The following is a 20,620-nucleotide window of genomic DNA, read 5'->3' as shown; positions in this document are numbered from 1 at the left end:
CCTACTCATGTTGCGTTGCCCCATGCACTTCCCACGATCAGCTCAGGGCGAACCGTTCATCAGATCGTTTCTTTACGCCCGAGTCGGGTCGTGCGATTGTCGGTATGTCTGCACGTCCTCAACTGGAGGCCGACATGCGACCTGTGCTCATCGGCGCCGCCCTCCTCCTCGCCCTCGCCGCCTGCGGCACCGGCCGGCCGTCGAGCCCCGGGAGCGTGACCCTCACGATCGCCGCCAACTCGATCTCCGGCGGCAAGAACTCCGAGAGCGCCGACTGGATCAGGACCTGGGTGATCCCCGAGTTCGAGCGGAGCCATCAGAACGTCAAGGTGCTGTTCCAGCCGAGCGGCGTCGAGGACGAGCAGTACAAGACGAAGATCGCCCTGGATCTCAAGTCGAAGACCGGCGCCGACGTCATCGACGTGGACGGCATCTGGGTGGGCGAGTTCGCGCAGGCCGGTTACATCAAGCCGCTGGCGGAGGTGGGCGGGCCCACGGTGGACGGCTGGGAGGGCTGGTCGCAGATCCCGCAGGCCGTGCAGGGGCTCGGCATCTTCGACGGCAAGAAGTACGCGCTGCCGCAGGGCACCGACGGCCGCGTGCTGTTCTACAACCGGACGCTGTTCAAGAAGGCCGGCCTGCCGGAGCCGTGGCAGCCGGCGAGCTGGCAGGAGATCATCGACGCCGGGACCAGGCTCAAGGCGGCCGGGGTGCCGGTGCCGATCCAGATCAACGCCGGCACCGCGATGGGCGAGGCCACCACCATGCAGGGCGCGCTGCCGCTGCTGACCGGCGCGGGCTCGGAGATCTACACCACCGGCAAGTGGACCGGCGCCTCCCCGGCCATGAAGGACGTGCTCGGCTTCTACCAGCAGATCTACGCCAAGGGCCTGGGCGATCCGAAGCTGCAGCAGGAGGCCAAGGGCCGCGACAAGTCCTTCGCCCAGTTCGCCGAAGGCAAGATCGCGATCCTGGCGGAGAGCGACTACTTCTGGCGCTCGGTCATCGAGCCGAAGGCGGGCGTGGCGCCCTTGGCCGAGCGTGACACGGTCGTCGGTTACGCCAAGATCCCGGCCAAACAGCCGGGCGGCGGCATCCGCGGCCAGGACTTCGTCTCGATGTCCGGCGGCGCGGTGCGGGTGCTCAACCCCTTCTCCAAGAACCCGAAACTCGCCTGGGAGCTGCTGGCGTTCATGCACTCGGCGGCGGCGACCAAGTCGCAGCTGGCCGGGCAGGTGCGCATCAGCGCCCGCGACGACGTCAACGCCGAGGTGCTGACGGCCGACCCGATGCTCAAGTACATCGCGGAGGAGGTCCTGCCGATCACGGCGTACCGGCCGCCGCTGGCGGTCTATCCGCAGGTGTCGGCCGCGCTTCAGGAGGCCACGGCCGCGGTCGTGGCGGGCTCCTCGCCCGAGGAGGCGGCGGTCGCGTACCAGACGAAGCTGGAGCGGCTGGTCGGCGGCGCGGCCAACATCGCGGGATGATCACCGATGCCGCCGGGCTCGGGCGCGCCAGGGCCACCGCGTTCGTGCTGCCCGCGCTCGTGCTCATCGCGGTCTTCCTCGTCTTCCCCGCTCTCTGGACGATCTACCTGGGGCTCACCGACTACCGGCTGACCGGGCTCCAGGCGGCCGACCCGCAGGTGGTCGGGCTGGACAACTACACCTCCGCGCTCGGCGACCCGCGCTTCCTGTCCTCGCTGTGGCTGACCGTCGCCTACGTGGGCGGCTCGGCCGTGATCGGCCAGGCGGGGCTCGGGTTCGCGCTCGCGTGGGTGCTGCGCACCCGGCGCGGGGCGGTTCGGCGGCTGGTCGAGGGCGTGGTGCTGCTGTCGTGGATCCTGCCGTCGACGGTGGTGGGGTTCCTGTGGTTCGCGCTGCTCGACCGCGACGACGGCACGCTCAACGCGCTGCTCGGCACGCCGGGGTTCGCGTGGCTGCTGGACCACCCGCTGCTGTCGATCATCGTCTTCAACACCTGGCGGGGCACCGCGTTCTCGATGATGCTGTACTCGGCGGCGCTGGAGAACGTGCCGCCCTCCCACCTGGAGACCGCCCGCCTGGCCGGCGCCAACGTCTTCCAGCAGCTGCGCGACGTCGTCTTCCCGCTCATCCGCCGGCACGTGCTGACGAACCTGCTGCTGATCAGCCTGTGGACGTTCAACGACTTCACGCCGTTCGTCCTGACCGGCGGCGGGCCCGAGGGCCGCTCGGAGATCCTGCCGATCTACGTCTACAACCTCGCGCTGCGCGGCGGCGAGCTCGGCGTCGGCGCGGCGGTCTCCTTCCTCATCCTGCTCGTCAACCTCGTCTTCGCGCTGGCCTACCTGCGGCTGCTGCGCGGGCGGCGGCGGCAGGAGGCCACGGCCGCCGCGGGAGGGCCACCGGCATGATCAGGCACACGGTCGGCAGGCTCGTCTCCACGGTCTTCGTCGCCGTCGTCCTGGCGCTGTTCGCGCTGCCGATGTTGTGGCTGGCGGCGGCGCCGTTCGACGCCTCCCCCACGATCACGACGTCGGTGCCGGAGTTCACGCTCGCCAACTTCGCCGCCATCCTCGACAACCCCTACGCGCTGGGCTCCATCGGCAACTCGCTGATCCAGGGCGGGGGCGCGGCGGTGCTGGTCGTCGTGCTGGCCGCGCTCGCCGCGTACGCGCTGTCGCGGGTGTCCGTGCCCGGCAGGGACGTGCTCCTGTATCTGCTTCTGCTGCTGTCGTCCGTGGTCACCGGGACCGCCGCGATGGTCCCGATCTTCGAGCTGGCCACCCGGCTCAACCTCATCGACACGCATCTGGGCGTCATCCTGGTCGTCTCCGGCGGCCTGCTGCCCGCGGCGATCTTCATACTCAAGGACTTCATGGACGAGACGCCCACGTCCTACGAGGAGTCCGCGCGGGTCTTCGGCGCCTCGCCGCTGCAGATCCTGCGGCACATCACCGTTCCGCTCGTGCGTCCCGGCCTGGCCACGATCGGCGTCTGGGCGCTGGCCAGCGTGTGGGGCGGGTTCCTGTTCCAGTTCATCCTGCTGCGCGATCCGGAGAAGTCGCCCGGCTCGGTGATCCTCTACACCCTCTACACCGAGGGCGGCGCGCCCAAGCTCGACCTCATCTCGACCTTCTCGCTGCTCTACTCGCTGCCGGTCGTGGCCATGTACCTGTTCGTCTCCCAGCGGTACGGCTTCCGCTTCCACGGAGGTATCAAGCGGTGATCTCGCTGCACGGCCTGACCAAGGTGTTCCCCGGCGGTGTGCGCGCCCTGGACGCGATCGACCTGACGGTGGCCGACGGCGAGTTCTTCGCGCTGCTCGGCCCGTCGGGCTGCGGCAAGACGACGCTGCTGCGGACGATCTCCGGCCTCGAAACCCCCACGTCTGGAAATATCCGCATCAACGAGGCGGACGTCACCCGCCTGCCCCCGGGCCGCCGCGACGTCGCCATGGTCTTCCAGGACTACGCGATCTTCCCCCACATGGACGTCACCGACAACATTGCCTACCCGCTGCGCATCAAGAAGGTCCCCCGCGCCGAACGGGTGCGCAAGGCCGCCGAGGTGGCTCGCCGCCTGTCGCTGGCCGACCTGCTGCACCGCCGCCCCGCCCAGCTGTCCGGCGGCCAGCAGCAGCGGGTGGCGCTGGCCCGCGCGATCGCCTGCCACCCGGCCGCGTTCCTGTTCGACGAGCCACTGTCCAACCTCGACGCCCGGCTGCGCCTGGAGGCGCGCACGTTCCTCAAACGCCTGCAGCGCGAACTGGCCGTCACCACCGTCTTCGTCACCCACGACCAGGCCGAGGCGCTGGCTCTGGCCGACCGCATCGCCGTCATGTCGGCCGGGCGCATGGTGCAGATCGGCACCCCCGCCGAGGTCTTCCAGCGGCCCGCCACCACGTTCGTCGCCTCGTTCATCGGCTCCACCCCGATGAACCTGCTGCCCGGCACGAACACCGGCGGCGCGCTGCGTGTCGCGGGCGCCGTCCGCGCCGCTCCCGCCGGTCTCGGCGAGGGCGACGAGATCGTGTACGGCGTGCGGCCCGAATACATGCGCCTGTCCGAGACCGAACGGCAGGACGGTATCCCGGGCACCGTGGCCGTGCTGGAGAACCTGGGCACCGGAGTGCTGGTCACGCTCGAGTCCGGCGACCACCTCGTGCAGGCGGTCGTGCCCGAGGGCGGTGAGCCGGCGCTGGGTGCGCGACGCTGGGCCGTACCGGCTCGATCGCTCGTCTACCGCGACGGCGCGCTGCTCGCCTGACCGGCCGCGGCGGTGTGGCCGAGGATCGCCGGGACGACCTCGTCCCAGGTGCGCCGGGGGAAGATCTCGTGCCCGACGCCCTCCAGCACCCTCGCCCGCGCCCCGGGGATCGCCGCGGCCAGCGCCTGCCCGTGCCCCGGCGGGAACAGCGGGTCGTCGCCGCCCTGGAAGACCAGCACCGGTACCGCGATCTCGCCGAGCCGTTCGCGCCACGGCCGGCCGGCGTCGATGAGGAACGGGTTGGTGAGCTGGGCGGCCAGGTTCGGCGTGCGGTCCACGACGCGCGCGGCCATGGCCCGCAGCGCCGCCTCGTCGAAGACGGCCCCGGCGTAGGGGCGCTCGCCCTCGACCAGGTAGTCGAGCACGGCCGCGCGGTCGGTCCAGTCGGGCCCCGGCTGCTCCTCGGCGAACAGCGCCAGGATCCTGTCCGCCATCGGCGGCAGGTCGGGGGACTCGTGGCCCGGACCGCCGGGGGTGGCGCCGGTGAGGGTGAGGGAGGCGGCGCGGCCGGGGTGGTCGAGCGCCACCAGCTGCGCGACCGCGGAGCCCTGCGACATGGCGACGAGGTGGGCCCCGTCCAGGCCGAGCGCCTCGATCAGCGCGGCGGCGTCGGCCGCGAGGTCGTTCAGTCCGTACGCCGGCTCGCCCGCCGGATAGCTCGTCGAACGGCCGGCGTCACGGCTGTCGAAGCGCACCACCCGCCGTCCGCCCGCGACGAGCCGGGCGACGAACTCCTCCTCCCAGGCCACGAGCGACTGCCCCGCGCCGTGAAGCAGGAGGATCGCCGGGTCACCCGGGTCCCCGGACGTCTCGACGTTCAGCTCGACCCCGTTGACCGCCAGCTTGCGTTCCATGCCCCACACTCCCGCTACTTCGTTACGTGTAACGAAAGCCTATCCCAAGATCTGTTACATGTCACCGAAGTCCCGTAGACTGCCGGGGTGACCGAGACGAGGGACGAGACCGCGCTCGAGGCGTGGGAGGCCTACCGCCGCCTGCGCCTGCACGTCGACACCGAGGTCGCCCGCGACGTGGAACGCGCGAGCGGCCTGTCGATGGCCGACTACGACGTGCTGGCCGCCCTGGCCGAGCTCTCCGGCGGCGAGCACTGCATCCGCGTGCGCGGCCTCGCCGAACACCTGCGCTGGGCCCACAGCCGCCTGTCGCGCCAGCTCGGCCGGATGGAGCAGCGCGGGCTCGTCGGCCGCGAGAAGTGCGAGCTCGACGGCCGCGGCGAGGACGTCGTGCTCACCGGCGAGGGCCGCCGCGCGCACGACCGCGCGGCTCCGGTCCACCTCGACGCGGTACGCCGCCACCTCACCGGAGCGCTCTCCCCCGAGCAGCTGGCCGCCTTCACCGCCATCGCCCGGCGCCTCGCTCCATAACGATTGGGAACACCCTGGCGGTATCCACCTTTGCTCCGCGTGCGCGGAGGACGACGATAAGCACATGCGAGCAAGCGGCATCGCCCTGGGTTCCCAGGCCGGCCGGGTGCTGACGCTCCTGCGCGAGTGGCCCGGCCTTGAGGCGACAGCCCCGTACTGCACATGCGGAGTCGGCGTGGCCGCCGGCACCTGCCAGATCCTCCACCTGCACGCCGACGACGACGCCGAACTCCGCCTCACCCGCCCGGCCATCTGCCGCCTGTACCCGGCGCTGGCCGGTACCGAGCGGGTCGTGTTCGGGCGCAGCGAGGACTGGATCGGCATCCGCCTCGACACCGCACACGACACCGACCTTCTGCTCACCCTGCTCAGCGTCGCCATCAAGGCCTGTGACCGCGGCGAGTGCCGCCAGGCGGTCACCCCGTGCTCGGCCGCCCTCTACCGCGACGCGCCGGTCCGCCTGCCGGCCGGCACGGCCCTGGCCTGACCCTCCGCCAGCCGTACCCTCACCACAAGCTCCGGAACGTGCGGCGGGCGGGCGCTCCCCCGCGAGCCGTCACGAACACGGCCCGCGGCGCCCCCGCACGTCGGGAGGCGGGATACTGGAAGGGTGTCCACCAGGGACTGGATCCTGCATCTCGACCTCGACTCGTTCATGGCGTCGGTCGAGATCCTGCGGCACCCCGAACTGCGGGACCGCCCGGTCATCGTGGGCGGCAACGGCGATCCGACCGTCCCGCGCACGGTTGTGGCCACCGCCTCCTACGCCGCCCGCGAGCACGGCGTGCATTCCGGGATGCCCATGCGCACGGCGTTGCGCAAGTGCCCGGACGGCGTGTTCCTGCCCAGCGACATGCCCGCCTACGAGGCCGCCTCCGCCCAGGTCATGGAGGTCCTGCGGGCCTTCCCGATCACGCTGGAGGTGTGGGGGCTCGACGAGGCGTTCATCGGCGCCCGCACCGGCGACCCGTTCGCGCTGGCCCGTTCGCTGCAGCGGGCGGTCACCGACGAGACCGGGCTGACCTGCTCGGTCGGCATCGGAGACAACAAGCACCAGGCGAAGCTGGCCGCCCAGTTCCGCAAGCCGCAAGGGGTCTCCCAGCTCACCACCGAGCAGTGGACGGAGGTCATGGGCGAACGCCCCACCTCCGCGCTGTGGGGCATCGGCGACAAGACCACCAAGAAGCTCGCCGGCCTGGGCCTCCACACCGTCGCCGACCTGGCCGCCGCCGACCCCGCCGACCTGGCCGGGCGCTTCGGCCCCACGAACGGGCCCTGGCTGCGCTACCTCGCGCTCGGCAAGGGCGAGACGACCGTGACCGACACCCCGTGGGTGCCGCGCGGCCACAGCCACGAGAGCACGTTCACGACGAACCTCACCGATCCGGCCGCCGTCCGCGAGCACGTGACGGCCTTCGCCCGCCGCCTCGCGGCCGAGGCCGCCGACGAGGGCCGGAGCGTCGTCCGGGTGACGGTCAAGGTGCGCTTCGCCCCGTTCGTCACCCAGACCCGGCAGACCAGGCTCGCCGCGGCCACCGTCGACCCGGCGCCCATCGAGGCCGCCGCCCTGGCCGCCCTCGGCCGCTTCACCCTGGACCGGCCGGTGCGGCTGCTGGGCGTGGGTGTGGAGTACGTCAGCCGCTGAGACGCAGATGGTGGGCGGTGTGGGTGGTGGCCGACTCGATCATCGACCGCGGAGTGCCGGTGAAGACGACCTGGCCGCCGTCGTGCCCGGCCTCCGGGCCCAGGTCGATGATCCAGTCGGCGGCGCGGATCACGTCCAGGTTGTGCTCGATGACGACCACCGTCGATCCGGCGTCCACCATGCGGTCCAGCAGCGCGACGAGGTGGTCGATGTCGGCGAGGTGCAGGCCGGTGGTCGGCTCGTCGAGGATGAGGGTACGGCCCGGCGCCGCCAGTTCGGTGGCCAGTTTGAGCCGCTGGCGTTCGCCTCCTGACAGGGAGGTGAGGGGCTGGCCCAGGGTGAGGTAGCCGAGGCCGACGTCGGCCAGGCGGGTGAGGGTGTCGCGTACCGGCTTCTGGGGGAAGTGCGCCTGGGCCTCGGTGACGCTCATCTCGAAGACGTCGGCGATCGAGCGTCCGCCGACCGTGTGGCGCTGGGCCTCCGGGGTGAAGCGGCGGCCTCGGCAGGTCTCGCAGCGCGTGGTGACCCCTTCCATGAACGCCAGGTCGGTGTAGATGAGGCCGGTGCCTTCGCAGCCGGGGCAGCCGCCGGTCGAGTTGGGGGTGAACAGGCCCGGCGGGCTCCCGGTCGAGCGGGCGTAGATCTGGCGGATGGAGTCGAGCAGGCCGGTGAACGTCGCGGGGCTGGAGCGCCGCGAGCCGCGGATCGGCCGCTGGTCGATCACGACGGCGTCCGGGGCGGCGGCCGGCAGGTGGCCGAGGATGAGGCTGCTCTTGCCGGAACCGGCCACGCCGGTGACGACCGTCAGCACCTCGCGGGGGACGCGGACGGTGACGTCGCGCAGGTTGTTCGTCGACGCGTGCTCGATGACCATCCAGTCGCCGGCCGGGCGGGGTTCGCCGCGTCTGGCCCGGTCGGCGCGCAGACCGGCGCCGGTCGGGGTGCCGGCCTGGCGCAGCCGCTCGTACGTGCCCTCGAAGACGACCTGCCCGCCCGCGCCGCCGGCCCCGGGGCCCATGTCGACGCAGTGGTCGGCGATCGCCATGATCTCGGGGGCGTGCTCGACCACGATCACCGTGTTGCCCCGGTCGCGCAGGGCCAGCAGCATCGCGCCGAGCGTGTCCACGTCGCGCGGGTGCAGCCCCACGGTCGGCTCGTCGAACACGTACAGCATGTCGCTCAGCGCGCTGCCCAGGTGGCGCACCATCTTGACGCGCTGCGACTCCCCTCCCGACAGCGTCGAGGTGGCCCGGCCGAGGCTCAGGTACCCCAGCCCGAGCGTGACCATCCGGCTCAGGTGCTCGCGCAGCACGGCCACCAGCGGCGCCACCTCGGGACGGTCGAACTCCCCGAGTACGGCCAGCAGGTCGTCGGCCTGCATCGCGTCGCAGTCGGCGATCGAACGCCCGGCGACCAGGCTGGCCCGCGCCGGGGCGGCCAGCCGGGAGCCCGCGCACTCCGGGCAGCGCCGCCTGGCCACGATCCGCTCGAACGCCTCCCGCTGCGCCCCCTTGAGCGACTCCGGCTCCTTCTGCAGGTAGATGCGGGTGAACCGGGGCACCACGCCCTCGTAGGCGGTGCCGACCGCGTCCATGCCCGCGGGGGGCTTGAGTGTTCCCGCGGGCGCGTGCAGGAGGATCTCGCGTTCCTCCGGGGTGTAGTCGCGTACCTTCTTGTCGACGTCGAAGAAGCCCGAGCGGGCGTACGCCTTCCACATCCACTGGCCGGGCGCGAACGCCGGGAACCTGATCGCCCCCTCCGCCAGCGACCGGTCCTCGTCCACGAGCTCCGGCACCACCACGGTGGCCGCGACCCCGAGCCCCTGGCAGAGCGGGCACATCCCGGCGGGGTCGTTGAAGCTGTAGGCGTTGGAGTAGCCGGCCGACGGCTCGCCGAGCCTGGAGAACAGCAGCCGCAGCCGCGCCCCGATGTCGGTCGCGGTGCCCACGGTCGAGCGCGGGCCGCCGCTGAGCCGCTTCTGGTCCACGATGATCACCGCGGACAGGTTCTCCAGGTGGTCGACGTCCGGCTGGCCGTAACTGGGCAGGCGGCCCTGCGCGAAGGCGGAGAACGTCTCGTTGAGCTGGCGCCCCGACTCCGCCGCGAGCGTGTCGAACACCAGCGACGACTTGCCCGACCCCGACACGCCGGTGACGACGGTCAGCTTCCGCTTGGGGAGGTCGACGTCGACGTTCTTGAGCGTGTTCTCCCGCGCGCCGCGTACCCGGATCATCTCGCTCATCGGCTCAGCCCCTGGAACGCGCGGATCGCCAGCGGGCAGAACACCGCGGCCAGCACCAGCGGCACCACGAGCGCGAACAGCAGCGCGTGGTCGGCCGCCCAGGTCAGGCCCTGCACATGAACGCCGGTGAACAGCTCGCGCACCGCGCTGGCCGTGGCCGACAGCGGGTTGTGCTCGGCGATCGCGCCCAGCCACGGCGGCATCGTGGACGGCTGCACGAACACCGTCGACAGGAACCCGATCGGCCACGACAGCAGCTGCACCGCCCCGACCGCCTCCGGCGAGCCCACCCGCAGCCCCGCCCACACGCCGACCCAGAGCAGCCCGAACCGCAACCACAGCAGCAGCCCGTACGCCGCCAGCGCCGGCAGGATGCCGTTCTCCCACCGCCAGCCGAGCGCCAGCCCCGCCAGCGTGATCACCACGAGCTCCACGGCCGAGGTCAGCATGTCCGCCAGCACCCGGCCGAGCAGCACCGCGCCCGGCGAGATCGGCAGCGAGCGGAAGCGGTCGGTCACGGTCCTGGTCGCGTCGGTGGTGACCGCGATCATCGTCGTCTCGATGCCGGACAACATCGTGAAGGCCAGCACGCCCGGAATCACGAACAGGATGTACTGCGCCGCGCTGCCCGCGATCGCGCCGCCGAGCAGCCCGCCCATGAGCAGGATGACCAGCACCGGGAAGAACACCTGGACCGCGAAGCCGACCGGCCGCGCCCGCCAGTGCCGCAGCGTGCGGCCGGCCAGGATCAGCGCCTCCCGCCAGACGTGGGTCCGCGCGGGAACCGCCGGGATCGTCGTCATGAGGCCGCCACTCCCTCGTGCAGGTGCAGGTAGACGTCTTCGAGCGTCGGCTCGCGCAGCTCCATGCGCGGTTCGCCGACGAGCTTCTTCAGGTCGCCGGGCGTGCCCTCGGCGATGACCCGGCCCTCGCGCAGGATCACCACGTCGTCGGCCAGCGCGTCGGCCTCGTCCAGGTACTGGGTGGTCAGCAGCACCGTCGTGCCCGCGGCGGTGAGCGCCCTGACCGAGGACCACAGCTCGCGGCGCGCCTGCGGGTCCAGGCCGGTGGTCGGCTCGTCGATGAACAGCACCGCCGGGATGGTGATCAGCGACGTCGCCAGGTCGAGCCGTCTGCGCATGCCGCCGGAGAACGAGCCCACCGGGCGCCTGCCCACCTCGTGCAGGCCCGCCGTACCGAGGAGCTCACCCGCCCGCTCGCGGGCGCGGCGGCGGTCGAGCCCGGCCAGCCGGCCGAACAGCTCGAGGTTCTCGCGGGCGCTGAGCACCTCGTCCAGGGCCGCGTACTGGCCGACGAGCCCGATCGAGGCCCGCACCCGCGTGCCCTCGGCCCGTACGTCCGCTCCCGCGATCCGGACGGTGCCCGCGTCCGCCCTGGTCAGCGTGGTCAGGATGCGGATCATCGTGGTCTTGCCCGCTCCGTTGCCGCCGAGCAGCGCGCAGACCCTGCCCGCCCGGACGGTGAGGTCGACGCCGTCGAGCGCGGGACGTTCGCTGCCCGGGAAGTGCTTGCGCACCCCTCTGGCGAAGATCGGTGCGGATTCGCTGGTCATATGGCCTCCCTTCGTTTTAGACAATGTATAATACATCGTAAACAGATGGGAGCGCGGAATGGCGAAGAGAGCCGAACGACCCGGCGACCCGATCAAGCTGATCGGCCTGCTGTGGAAACCCACCGAAGCGGTGAGCAGGTCCGGCCTCACGCCCAGACGCGTCACCGGCGCGGCCATCGCGGTCGCCGACGCCGAAGGCCTCGACGCGCTCACCATCCGCAGGATCGCCGGCGACCTGGGGGTGAGCCCCATGGCCCTCTACCCGCACGTCGCCGGGCGCGCGGAACTCATCGAGCTGATGCTCGACGCCGTCGCCGCCGAGGTGTACGCCACCGGCCCGCCACCGGCCGGGGCGGCGACCTGGCGGGCCAGGATCGAACGCGTCGCCCAGGCCAACTGGGACCACCACATGGCCCACCCCTGGACCGTCGACGTGGCCCCCGGCCGCCCTGTTCCGGGCCCCGGCGTGTCAGGCAAGTACGAGGCCGAACTCGCCGCGCTGGACGGGCTCGGGCTCGGCGACATCGAGATGGACCAGACGCTCACCGCCGTCCTGGGCCTCGTCTCCAGCAGCGCCCGGGGGGTCATCTCGATGCGCCGCGTCTGGCAGGAGAGCTCCCTCACCGACGTGCAGTGGTGGGAGAGCGTCGCCCCCGCCCTGGCCGCCGCGATGGGCGGCGCGTCCTACCCCATCGCCCAGCGCGTCTCCACCACGGTCGGCGAGACCACCGGCATGTCCACCGACCCGGAGGGCGCGTTCCGCCTCGGGCTCACCATGCTGATGGACGGCCTGGCCCACCGCATCAGGTGACGCCGTCTCCGGAAGGCGGGGGCGGCCTCCCGCCGTGGGGGCGCCGGGGCGGCACCTCGCGGCGGAGGGTCAGGGCAGCATCTCGTCGTCGGCGTGTGCCGCGAACTGGGCGGAGCGCACCTCGGCGATCCGCTCATAGCGGCGGATGCGGTCCGTCCACCCGGCGTCCACCCCGAACGCCACCCGCGCGAACCCCAGCGCCTCGATCGCCTCCGGCAGCCCGGGGTCACCCGGCGCGAACGCCTCGTCCCCCACCCGCACCGTGTACGGCGCCAGGAACTCCTCCGGCCCCAGCCGCGACCGCGCGTGCACCGCCGCCCCGATCGCGACCACCCCGCCCGCGCCGATCTCCGCCTCCTGCAGAATCGTCACCCCGGTCGCCAGGTACGCGCACCGCTCCACCCGGCAGCCCAGCAACGTCGCCTGCGGCCCGACGAACACGTGGTCGCCCAGGCTCACCCCGCCGCGCAGGACGGCGTTCTCGCAGATGATCGAGCACTCCCCCACCTCGATCGCCCCGTCCTCGGCGTCGAGCACCGCCCCGTACATCACCCGCGCCCGCGGGCCCACCCGCACCTGGCCGACCAGAGTGGCGTTCGGCGCGACGTAGGCGGACTCATCGACCACCGGCTCGAACCCACGATGACGAATACGCATGTGTCCCATCATGTCCACGCGACACCCCGGCCTCACCCCGGCCGGCCGCAAGGTCCGAAACCCGCCACGCCGGCCCGCCAGGTCGCGGCACCGCCGTGCCACCGCTGAAAGCGATCATGGCCATCGGGTCACGGAGAACCAGGGCCGAGGTCGAGCCGGTCGCGGGAACCAGCGGACCTCGTGGACGGAGAGGGCCGGCGAAGGTCCGGGGAACGGTCTGACGGTCGGCGCGGAGCCCGCCCCGGTGGGCGAGCTCGCGCTCGAAGTCGTCTTTGGGTCATGCCATGGTCAGCCCATTCCCGGTGGACCCGTTTCGCCCGTGCTCCTCCTCGAACTCCCCGCGGACCTCACGTGCGCCCGTCCACGGCCGCACCGGCCGCGGCGGCCTCGCGCACGCCCCTCCCTCGCGCGATGACCCGAATGGACCGCACCCGGAGAGCAACCACAACCCGGGCACCCCTCACCTCGCGAGGGCGTTTCCACCCCTTTGCTAGATGCTTGCCCCTACTGGCCGCCCTTTTGGACGTAGGAGCGCACGAATTCCTCCGCGTTCTCTTCGAGGACTTCGTCGATCTCGTCCAGGATCGCATCGACGTCGTCCGTGAGCTTCTCCTGCCGCTCCTGGACGTCGGCGGACGCCGAGGCCTCGGTCTCCTCGACCTCGCTCTCGCGCCGCCCGGCCTGCTTCTGGCCGCCGGTGTCCTTTGTCGCCATGTCCTACCTACCTCCGCTTGGGGGACGGTCTCTAAGCCATATCTTCCCCGAACCGAGCGACATTTCGCGTCGATCACCGCGCGATCTTCGCTCGACCCGGAACCACTGCTCCACCCTACGTAAACACGAGCCGGACGCGACGGGCGGTCCACCGCGCGCAGGACCGGGCTCACGGCGCCCAGGAGAGCCGTCCGCGTGATTACGGGCGGCGTTACGGCGGGCCGGGCGGCGCGCCCTGCCTGCCGTCTCCCTGGACGGAGGGAGGGTGGTCGGCGGGTGGCGGTGGGGGCGGCTTGCCGTAACGGAGGGGAGGGGTTGCACCCACAACGCACGAAAGCGCCCGCAACGCACGAAAAAGCGCCCGCGACAAGGCGCGGGCGGAAAGGGCGGACAGAAAAGGCAGAAAAGGCGCTAGTCGCCGCCGGTGAGGGCGGCGACGAGGTCGGCGGCGGTGCGACAGCGGTCGAAGAGCTCGCCGACGTGGGCCTTGGTGCCGCGCAACGGCTCCAGGGTGGGGACGCGCTGCAGGGACTCGCGGCCCGGGATGTCGAAGATGACCGAGTCCCAGGAGGCCGCCGCGACGGACTCGCTGTACTGGCGCAGGCAGCGGCCGCGGAAGTACGCCCGGGTGTCGTTGGGCGGGTTCTCGACGGCGCGCTGGACGTCGTCCTCCGTGACCAGGCGCTGCATGCGGCCGCGGGCGACCAGGCGGTTGTACAGGCCGCGGTCGGGGCGGATGTCGGAGTACTGCAGGTCGACGAGCTGCAGGCGCGGGTGGCTCCAGGCGAGGCTGTCGCGGGTGCGGTAGCCCTCGAGGAGTTCGAGCTTGGCGACCCAGTCGAGTTCGCGCGAGAGCTGCATCGGGTCGTCGGCCAGGCGGGTCAGGACGGACTCCCAGCGGTCGAGGATGTCCTTGTTCATCTCGTCCTGGGCGGTGCCGCGCTCTTCGACGTACTTTCTAGCCTGCTCCAGGTACTCCATCTGCAGCTGGATGGCCGTCAGTTTGCGGCCGTCGCGCATGGCGATCTCGTAGCGGCAGGTGGGGTCGTGGGAGACCGCGCGCAGGGCCTGGACGGGGTTGTCGACGGCGAGGTCGCGGGTCAGGAAGCCGTCTTCGATCATGGCGAGCACGAGCGCCGTCGTGCCCAGCTTCAGGTATGTCGAAATTTCCGACATGTTGGCATCGCCGATGATCACGTGCAGGCGGCGGTACTTCTCCGGATCGGCATGCGGCTCGTCGCGCGTGTTGATGATGGGGCGCTTGAGCGTCGTCTCCAGGCCCACCTCGACCTCGAAGAAGTCGGCCCGCTGGGAGATCTGGAAGCCCTCGCCGCGCGAGTCCTGGCCGATGCCGACCTTGCCCGCCCCGGTCACGACCTGCCGCGAGACGAAGAACGGCGTCAGGTGGCGCACGATGTCGGCGAACGGCGTGGCCCGGCGCATGAGGTAGTTCTCGTGGCAGCCGTAGGAGGCGCCCTTGGCGTCGGTGTTGTTCTTGTAGAGCTGGATGGGGGCGTTCGTGGGGATCGCCGAGGCGCGGGTGGCGGCGTCGTACATGACGCGTTCTCCGGCCTTGTCCCAGATGACGGCGGCGCGGGGGTTGGTGCACTCGGGCGTGGAGTACTCCGGGTGGGCGTGGTCGACGTAGAGCCGGGCGCCGTTGGTGAGGATGACGTTGGCGAGCCCGAGATCCTCGTCGGTGAGCTGGCTGGGATCGGCCACCTCCCTGGCCAGGTCGAAGCCACGCGCGTCGCGCAGCGGGTTCTCCTCCTCGAAGTCCCATCTGGCGCGTCGCGCCCGGGCCGCCGAGGCGGCCAGGTAGGCGTTCACGACCTGCGATGAGGTCACCATCGCGTTGGCGCCTGGCTGACCTGGTACGGAAATGCCGTACTCGGTCTCGATGCCCATCACCCGACGCACCGTCATGCGCACCTCTCGTCGTCCAGCCAAATCGCTATCCGCCGTTTATATGCCCGAGCCTATGCCCTTCACAGTGCCCCAAGGCCACAGAGTTATGGCACCGACGCCTTTTCGACCTGTGTGGAGGGCGCTGCTGGGGTTCGGGATGACTTGCGTGGTCTGAGAAGTCGCTGGACCGGACGTTCGACGCACGCGTAGACGAGATAGGACACCAAGATCGCGGCGAGCAAGGTCACGAGGGCGATCAGCCAGGGCGGCATGCCGCCCGCGAGCAGCGGGATGAGGACGACGGCCGCGGCCGAGTGGAACAGGTACAGCGGGTAGGTGGTGCCGCCCAGCGCGGTCAGGAGGCCGTTGGAGCGCATCCGCAGGAGTCCGAGCGCGACCAGGGCCATGACCACGAAGATCGCGGTGACCGTGAGGATGACGCCGAGGTCGGTGACCGGCATGGCGGCCGATCCGGCGGCCTTGACCCGGCGTTCGACGCGTTCGAGCGCGGCGTTGAGCGCGAGGGCCCAGCCGGCCACGACGTAGAGCCAGGGCAGCCAGGAGGAGCCGCGCCGGTGGATCAGGTAGAGGGACATGCCGGCGACGAAGTAGGGGGCGTAGGCGGGCATGACGATCTCGTTGACGACCGGGTTGTCCAGGAACAGGGCGCCGGTGGCGGCGGCCAGCCAGACGCCGCCGAGAATCAGGATCCGGTTGGCGGTGATGCCGATGAGGATCATCACGGCCATGATCAGGTAGAAACGCAGCTCGGCCCAGAGCGACCAGTAGACGCCGACCGCGTCGATGCCCTTGAACAGGCGCTGGAACATGGTGGCGTTCAGGGCGTACTCGGCGCCGGTCAGCTTGGGGTCGGGCCCCTTGAGGGCGAGCACGCCGTACAGGCCGAAGGCGGCGGCGAGGCTCAGCCAGTAGGCCGGATACAGGCGGACGAACCGGGAGCGCGCGAATGCCCCCAGCCCGCGCCCCCAGGCGCTCATGAGGATCACGAACCCGCTGATCATGAAGAACAGCTCGACGCCCAGGATCCCCAGCCCGGCCAGGGGGGCGACGGCGGGGAAGAGCTCGGCGGGCTGCTCACCCCACACCGACTTGAAGGCCACCAGGTAGTGGAAGGCCACTACGGCCAGCGCCGCGACGAACCGCAGCAGATCCAGTTCAGCAAGCCGCTCCGGCGCCCGACGATGCACGCCCGCTTTGACGCGTCTCGTGCGTCACTTGGTTCCCATCTGTCCCATGCGTTTATTTTCGCGATGGTTGCCACCCGCCCACCCGCTCCTCAACCGGCCCCTCCGTGCCGATGACCAGGACGGTGGAGTCCGGGCCCAGCCGCAGCCGCGTCCTGGTGTGGTCGTCCAGGGCCATCAGCCCCGCCGTACCCGTGGCGCCGCACGGCGAGACGCGCACGCCCTCCTCGCCCATCGCGGCGGCGGCCAGGGCGGCCTGGGCGTCGGTCACGGTGACGAACGCGTCGGCGAGGTGCCCGAGGAGCCGGAAGGCCAGGAGGGACGGCTCCAGGCAGTCCAGGCGGCCCAGGGAGGTCGGGGAGCCCTTCACCCGGAGCGGCTCACCCGCCCGCACGCTCTCCAGCAGGCAGGGGGCGCCCTCGGGCTCCACCACGACCACCACCGGGTCCTCGCCCCACCGGTCGCGCACGTAGGCGGCGGCCGCCGCGGCCAGGCCGCCCACTCCCGCCTGCGCGAACACGTGCGTGGGCGCGGCGCCCGCCTCGTACGCCTCGTCGAGCAGGGCGGTGTAGCCGCGCATGACGTCCAGGGGCACCCGGGTGTAGCCGGGCCAGGAGCTGTCGGAGATGAGCCGCCAGCCGTTGCCGGTGGCCGCCTGGAGGGCGTCGGCCATGCTCTGGTCGTAGTCGGCGCCGCTGCGCCGTACCCGGGCGCCGAGGGCCCGCAGCCGGCCGGCGAACTCCTCGGGCACCTCGTGGCTCAGGTAGACCACACAGGTCCTGCCGAGCGCCCTGGCCCCGGCGGCCACGGAGATCCCGTGGTTTCCCGCGCTGGCGCACACGAACGGCGTCCGGGCCGCCACCTCCCGCAGCCGCCCCTCCCCCGCGTCCGGCCCCGCCTCCTCGGCGACCAGCCTGGCCACCGCGTAACCGCCGCCGAGCGCCTTGAAGCTCCCCAGCCCCATGCGGTCGCTCTCGTCCTTGACCAGAATCTTCCCGACGCGTTGCCCGGCGGCCAGCCGCGGAAGGCCGACGAGGGGCGTCGGCTCGGCGGCGAAGTGGTCGCGGGCCTGACGGGCGTGCGCGACCCCGATCAGTTCCCGGTCGGTGCTGGTGTACGGCGAGCGGCCGGCATTGAGCATGGCCGCCATGCTAACCAGGGCTACGGATAGAGCCGGAGAAGGTCGGACTCGGTTTCCCTGCGGACCACCACGCGGGCCGCGCCGTCCCGTACGGCGACGACCGGCGGCCGGGGCACGTGGTTGTAGTTGCTGGCCATCGAGCGCTGGTAGGCCCCGCTCGCCGGCACCGCGAGCACGTCACCGGGCTCCAGGTCGCCGGGAAGGCGGGCGTCGCGGACGAGGACGTCGCCGCTCTCGCAGTGCTTGCCGACCACCGTGAACCCGCGGGCGGGAGCGGAGGACGCGCGGGAGGCCAGGACGGCCGTGTACGGGGAGCCGTACATCGCGGGGCGGGGGTTGTCGCTCATGCCGCCGTCCACGCTGACGTAGCCGCCCTTGATGGTGCCGACCGTGTACAGGGCGACGGTGGAGGGCCCGGCGATGGAGCGGCCGGGTTCGACCGACAGGTGCAGGCCGCCGGTCTCCTTCTGCAGGATCGTCACGAGGTCTGAAGGGGCGGGCGGCCGGGGGTCGCCGGGGCGGTAGGCGATGCCCAGGCCGCCGCCGAGGTCGAGGCGGTCGACGTCCATGGCGCGGGCGAAGGCGGTCATGCGCCGGGCGGCCTCGGCGAAGCCGTCCAGCTGGAGGATCTGCGAGCCGATGTGGGAGTGCAGGCCCGACAGGCGCAGGGACGGCCGGGCGCGGACCAGGCGGACGGCGCGTTCGGCGTCGCCGGCCGACAGCGAGAAGCCGAACTTGGAGTCCTCTCCGCCGGTCGCGATGGACTTGTGGGTGCGGGCGTCGACCCCCGGGGTGACGCGGATCATGACCGGCTGGACGGTCCCGTGCCCGGCGGCTACGGCGGCCAGCCGTTCCAGCTCGGCGAAGGAGTCCAGCACGACGCAGCCGACGCCCCACGCGACGGCGCGGCGCAGTTCGTCCTCGGACTTGTTGTTGCCGTGGAAGACGACGCGCTCTGGCGGGATGCCGCCGGCCTGGGCTACGGCCAGTTCGCCGCCGGTGCACACGTCGAGGTTGAGCCCGAGCCGGTCCAGCCAGCGCACGACCTCCGGGCACAGGAACGCCTTGCCGCCGTAGTGCACGTCGCCGCCGGGCAGAGCGTCGCGCCAGGCCTGGGCGCGGGCGCGGAAGTCGGCCTCGTCGAGGATGTAGGCGGGGGTGCCGTGTTCGCGGGCCAGGTCGGTGACGGCCAGGCCGCCGAGGTGCAGCACGCCTTCGGCCCAGGTCGCGCTCGCCGGCCACACGCTGTCGATGCTCATGCCGCGTCAGCGTAGGAAGCGTCGCGGGTGCCGGTGCCTCAGCATCGAGGGTTTCGATGCTGAGGGGCAGAAGCGTGCACATCCCTTGGGATCGGGCGAAGTGCTCGCCAACGATGGCCGCCATGCGAAAACACCTGGTCATCGCGCTGGTCGCGGTGTGCGCGCTGGGCGCGGGCTGCGGCAGGTCGTCCTCCGGTACGGCGGCGCCCTCAGCCCCGGCGTCGGGCGGCAAGAGCGCCAAGGAGCTGGTGCCGCAGAGCGTCCGCGAGGCGGGCGTGCTGCGTGTGGCGACGTCGGAGGGCTACCCGCCGATGGAGATGTACAAGCCGGGCACGCAGGAGCTGACCGGCGTGGACCCGGACCTGGCCACGGCGATCGGCACGCGGCTCGGGCTGAAGACGACGGTGACGAACGCGGCGTTCGACGGGCTCATCCCGGGCCTGCAGGGCGGCAGGTGGGACATCGCGATGTCGTCGCTGAGCGACACGGCCCAGCGCCGCCAGGCGGTCGACTTCGTCGACTACTTCAACGCGGGCGGCTCGGTGATGGTCAAGAAGGGCAACCCGGAGGGCATCACGTCGCTGGCGGACCTGTGCGGCAAGAAGGTCGTGCTGGCCAAGGGCTCCTCGAACCTGGAGATCGGCAAGCGCCAGAACGACAAGTGCGCGAAGAAGATGGAGATCCTGCAGAGCGAGGACGCGCCGACGGGCCTGCTGACGATCGACTCGGGCCGGACGGTGGCGACGATCGTGGACTCGCCGGTGGCGTACATGTTCGCGAAGGAGACCGGCAAGTACGAGGTGCTGGCCGAGCAGTACGACGCCGGCCCCTGGGGCATCGCGGTCGGCAAGCAGAACGCGGGCCTGCGCGACGCGATCGCCAAGGCGCTGCAGGAGATGGTCGAGGACGGCTCCTACAAGGCGGTGCTCGACAAGTACGGCACCGGCCCCAACGCGATCTCCAAGGTGACCGTCAACACGGGTGCGCCGTGACGGCCGAGCTTCCGATCGAGGCGGTGAAGCCGCGGCGGCCGGGACCGATGGTCGCCGGGGCCGCCGCGGCGCTGGGGCTGGTGTGGCTGGCGTACACGGTCGTCGTCAACGAGAACCTGCACTGGGACGTGATCGTGGCGTTCCTGTTCGACGGCAGGATCCTGGGCGGGCTGCTGGTCACGATCGCGCTGACGGTGCTGTCGATGGGGCTGGGCGTGGTGCTGGGGGTGACGGCGGCGGTGATGCAGCTGTCGGACAGCCCGGTGCTGCGCGGCGCCTCGGCGTTGTACACGTGGTTCTTCCGCGGCACGCCGCTGCTGGTTCAGCTGATCTTCTGGTTCAACATCGGGCTGGTGTTCCCGGTGATCGGGATCGGCGTGCCGTTCGGCGGGCCGATGCTCGTGGAGTGGCAGGCGCACCAGCTGATCACGCCGTTCATCGCGGCGCTGCTGGGGCTGACGATCAACGAGGGCGCCTACATGGCGGAGATCGTCCGGGCGGGCATCCGCTCGGTGGATCCCGGCCAGCGCGAGGCGGCCGAGTCGCTCGGCATGTCGCACAGGAAGATCCTGCGCCGGGTGGTGCTGCCGCAGGCGATGCGGGTGATCATCCCGCCGACCGGCAACCAGTTCATCTCGATGCTGAAGACGACGTCGATGGTGTCGGTGATCGCCGGGGCGGAGCTGCTGACCGTCTCGCAGCGCATCTACCTGGAGAACTTCGAGGTGATCGCGCTGCTGGTGGTGGCGTCGCTGTGGTACCTGCTGCTGACGAGCGTCGCGAGCGTCGGCCAGCACTTCCTGGAAAGACGCTTCAGCAGGGGGTACGCGTCGTGAGC

Annotated in this window: 20 protein-coding genes; 10 read left to right on the top strand and 10 right to left on the bottom strand. The window is 71.5% G+C overall.

What is annotated here, in order from left to right:
• The first annotated feature begins 134 nt into the window (after window positions 1-134).
• The 4 genes from ACIBHY_RS08575 to ACIBHY_RS08560 are packed head-to-tail and all read left to right on the top strand — an operon-like array spanning window position 135 to window position 4,250.
• Entirely contained in the window at window positions 135-1,487 is a 1,353-nt protein-coding gene (locus ACIBHY_RS08575) for an extracellular solute-binding protein (protein WP_397306321.1), read from the top strand.
• The gene (locus ACIBHY_RS08570; protein ID WP_397306320.1) at window positions 1,484-2,395 is read left to right on the top strand and encodes a carbohydrate ABC transporter permease; all 912 of its coding nucleotides are present in this window, start codon (window positions 1,484-1,486) and stop codon (window positions 2,393-2,395) included. The genes ACIBHY_RS08575 and ACIBHY_RS08570 overlap by 4 nt, the downstream gene beginning before the upstream one ends.
• Window positions 2,392-3,210, top strand: coding sequence for a carbohydrate ABC transporter permease (locus ACIBHY_RS08565; RefSeq protein WP_184968263.1), 819 nt, complete (start codon window positions 2,392-2,394; stop codon window positions 3,208-3,210). Before ACIBHY_RS08570 ends, ACIBHY_RS08565 begins: the two co-directional genes overlap by 4 nt.
• Complete coding sequence (locus tag ACIBHY_RS08560) at window positions 3,207-4,250, top strand: ABC transporter ATP-binding protein (protein WP_397306319.1); 1,044 nt, start codon at window positions 3,207-3,209, stop codon at window positions 4,248-4,250. The genes ACIBHY_RS08565 and ACIBHY_RS08560 overlap by 4 nt, the downstream gene beginning before the upstream one ends.
• Here ACIBHY_RS08560 and ACIBHY_RS08555 read toward each other — a convergent pair.
• Window positions 4,223-5,104, bottom strand: coding sequence for an alpha/beta fold hydrolase (locus ACIBHY_RS08555; RefSeq protein WP_397249979.1), 882 nt, complete (start codon window positions 5,102-5,104; stop codon window positions 4,223-4,225). The two genes, ACIBHY_RS08560 and ACIBHY_RS08555, sit on opposite strands and share 28 nt — an antisense overlap.
• An 87-nt stretch (window positions 5,105-5,191) precedes the next feature.
• On the opposite strand from ACIBHY_RS08555, the gene ACIBHY_RS08550 reads away from it, so the two are divergent.
• The 3 genes from ACIBHY_RS08550 (at window position 5,192) to ACIBHY_RS08540 (ending at window position 7,280) form a co-directional block, all read left to right on the top strand.
• A complete protein-coding gene (locus ACIBHY_RS08550) occupies window positions 5,192-5,635 on the top strand; it encodes a MarR family winged helix-turn-helix transcriptional regulator (protein WP_397249981.1) in 444 nt (147 codons plus the stop codon).
• Between the two features lie 64 nt (window positions 5,636-5,699).
• Window positions 5,700-6,122 (top strand): luciferase family protein, encoded by a 423-nt coding sequence (locus tag ACIBHY_RS08545; protein ID WP_397249983.1) that lies wholly within the window; start codon window positions 5,700-5,702, stop codon window positions 6,120-6,122.
• Between the two features lie 123 nt (window positions 6,123-6,245).
• A complete protein-coding gene (locus ACIBHY_RS08540; protein ID WP_397249985.1) occupies window positions 6,246-7,280 on the top strand; it encodes a DNA polymerase IV in 1,035 nt (344 codons plus the stop codon).
• On the opposite strand, the gene ACIBHY_RS08535 is transcribed toward ACIBHY_RS08540, so the two are convergent.
• Genes ACIBHY_RS08535 through ACIBHY_RS08525 form a run of 3 tightly spaced genes read right to left on the bottom strand, consistent with a single transcriptional unit; the run spans window position 7,270 to window position 11,095 of the window.
• A complete protein-coding gene (locus tag ACIBHY_RS08535) occupies window positions 7,270-9,522 on the bottom strand; it encodes an ATP-binding cassette domain-containing protein (RefSeq protein ID WP_397306318.1) in 2,253 nt (750 codons plus the stop codon). The genes ACIBHY_RS08540 and ACIBHY_RS08535 overlap by 11 nt on opposite strands.
• Window positions 9,519-10,325, bottom strand: a complete 807-nt coding sequence (locus ACIBHY_RS08530) for an ABC transporter permease (RefSeq protein WP_397249989.1) — start codon at window positions 10,323-10,325, stop codon at window positions 9,519-9,521. The genes ACIBHY_RS08535 and ACIBHY_RS08530 overlap by 4 nt, the downstream gene beginning before the upstream one ends.
• Window positions 10,322-11,095, bottom strand: coding sequence for an ABC transporter ATP-binding protein (locus ACIBHY_RS08525; RefSeq protein WP_397249991.1), 774 nt, complete (start codon window positions 11,093-11,095; stop codon window positions 10,322-10,324). The genes ACIBHY_RS08530 and ACIBHY_RS08525 overlap by 4 nt, the downstream gene beginning before the upstream one ends.
• A gap of 58 nt (window positions 11,096-11,153) precedes the next feature.
• Here ACIBHY_RS08525 and ACIBHY_RS08520 point away from each other — a divergent pair, with 58 nt between their 5' ends.
• Window positions 11,154-11,906: a TetR/AcrR family transcriptional regulator gene (locus ACIBHY_RS08520; protein ID WP_397249993.1), complete on the top strand. Its 753-nt coding sequence runs from the start codon at window positions 11,154-11,156 to the stop codon at window positions 11,904-11,906.
• Window positions 11,907-11,975: 69 nt separating this feature from the next.
• On the opposite strand, the gene ACIBHY_RS08515 is transcribed toward ACIBHY_RS08520, so the two are convergent.
• The 6 genes from ACIBHY_RS08515 to lysA form a co-directional block, all read right to left on the bottom strand.
• Complete coding sequence (locus ACIBHY_RS08515) at window positions 11,976-12,563, bottom strand: gamma carbonic anhydrase family protein (RefSeq protein WP_397249995.1); 588 nt, start codon at window positions 12,561-12,563, stop codon at window positions 11,976-11,978.
• A 504-nt stretch (window positions 12,564-13,067) separates the two neighbouring features.
• Window positions 13,068-13,277: a ubiquitin-like protein Pup gene (locus ACIBHY_RS08510; protein ID WP_184968246.1), complete on the bottom strand. Its 210-nt coding sequence runs from the start codon at window positions 13,275-13,277 to the stop codon at window positions 13,068-13,070.
• Window positions 13,278-13,688: 411 nt separating this feature from the next.
• A complete protein-coding gene (gene dop, locus ACIBHY_RS08505) occupies window positions 13,689-15,203 on the bottom strand; it encodes a depupylase/deamidase Dop (protein WP_397306317.1) in 1,515 nt (504 codons plus the stop codon).
• Between the two features lie 86 nt (window positions 15,204-15,289).
• Complete coding sequence (locus tag ACIBHY_RS08500; protein ID WP_397249997.1) at window positions 15,290-16,393, bottom strand: acyltransferase family protein; 1,104 nt, start codon at window positions 16,391-16,393, stop codon at window positions 15,290-15,292.
• A 52-nt stretch (window positions 16,394-16,445) separates the two neighbouring features.
• Entirely contained in the window at window positions 16,446-17,531 is a 1,086-nt protein-coding gene (locus tag ACIBHY_RS08495) for a diaminopropionate ammonia-lyase (RefSeq protein WP_397306316.1), read from the bottom strand.
• Window positions 17,532-17,551: 20 nt separating this feature from the next.
• Complete coding sequence (gene lysA / locus ACIBHY_RS08490) at window positions 17,552-18,790, bottom strand: diaminopimelate decarboxylase (RefSeq protein WP_397306315.1); 1,239 nt, start codon at window positions 18,788-18,790, stop codon at window positions 17,552-17,554.
• 122 nt (window positions 18,791-18,912) lie between these two features.
• Between lysA and ACIBHY_RS08485 the strand changes: the two genes are divergently transcribed.
• Together ACIBHY_RS08485 and ACIBHY_RS08480 are read left to right on the top strand one after the other, a co-directional pair.
• Window positions 18,913-19,782, top strand: a complete 870-nt coding sequence (locus ACIBHY_RS08485) for an ABC transporter substrate-binding protein (RefSeq protein ID WP_397250003.1) — start codon at window positions 18,913-18,915, stop codon at window positions 19,780-19,782.
• Window positions 19,779-20,618 carry an amino acid ABC transporter permease gene (locus tag ACIBHY_RS08480; RefSeq protein WP_397250005.1) on the top strand — a complete coding sequence of 280 codons (840 nt, stop codon included), beginning with the start codon at window positions 19,779-19,781 and terminating at the stop codon, window positions 20,616-20,618. Before ACIBHY_RS08485 ends, ACIBHY_RS08480 begins: the two co-directional genes overlap by 4 nt.
• The last annotated feature ends 2 nt before the right edge of the window (window positions 20,619-20,620 follow it).

Origin of the sequence: Nonomuraea sp. NPDC050547 (genome assembly GCF_044457345.1) — a bacterium.
Taxonomy (GTDB): Bacteria; Actinomycetota; Actinomycetes; order Streptosporangiales; family Streptosporangiaceae; genus Nonomuraea.
Note: the sequence above shows the minus strand (reverse complement) of the source record. Positions and strands in the feature narration are given on the sequence as shown.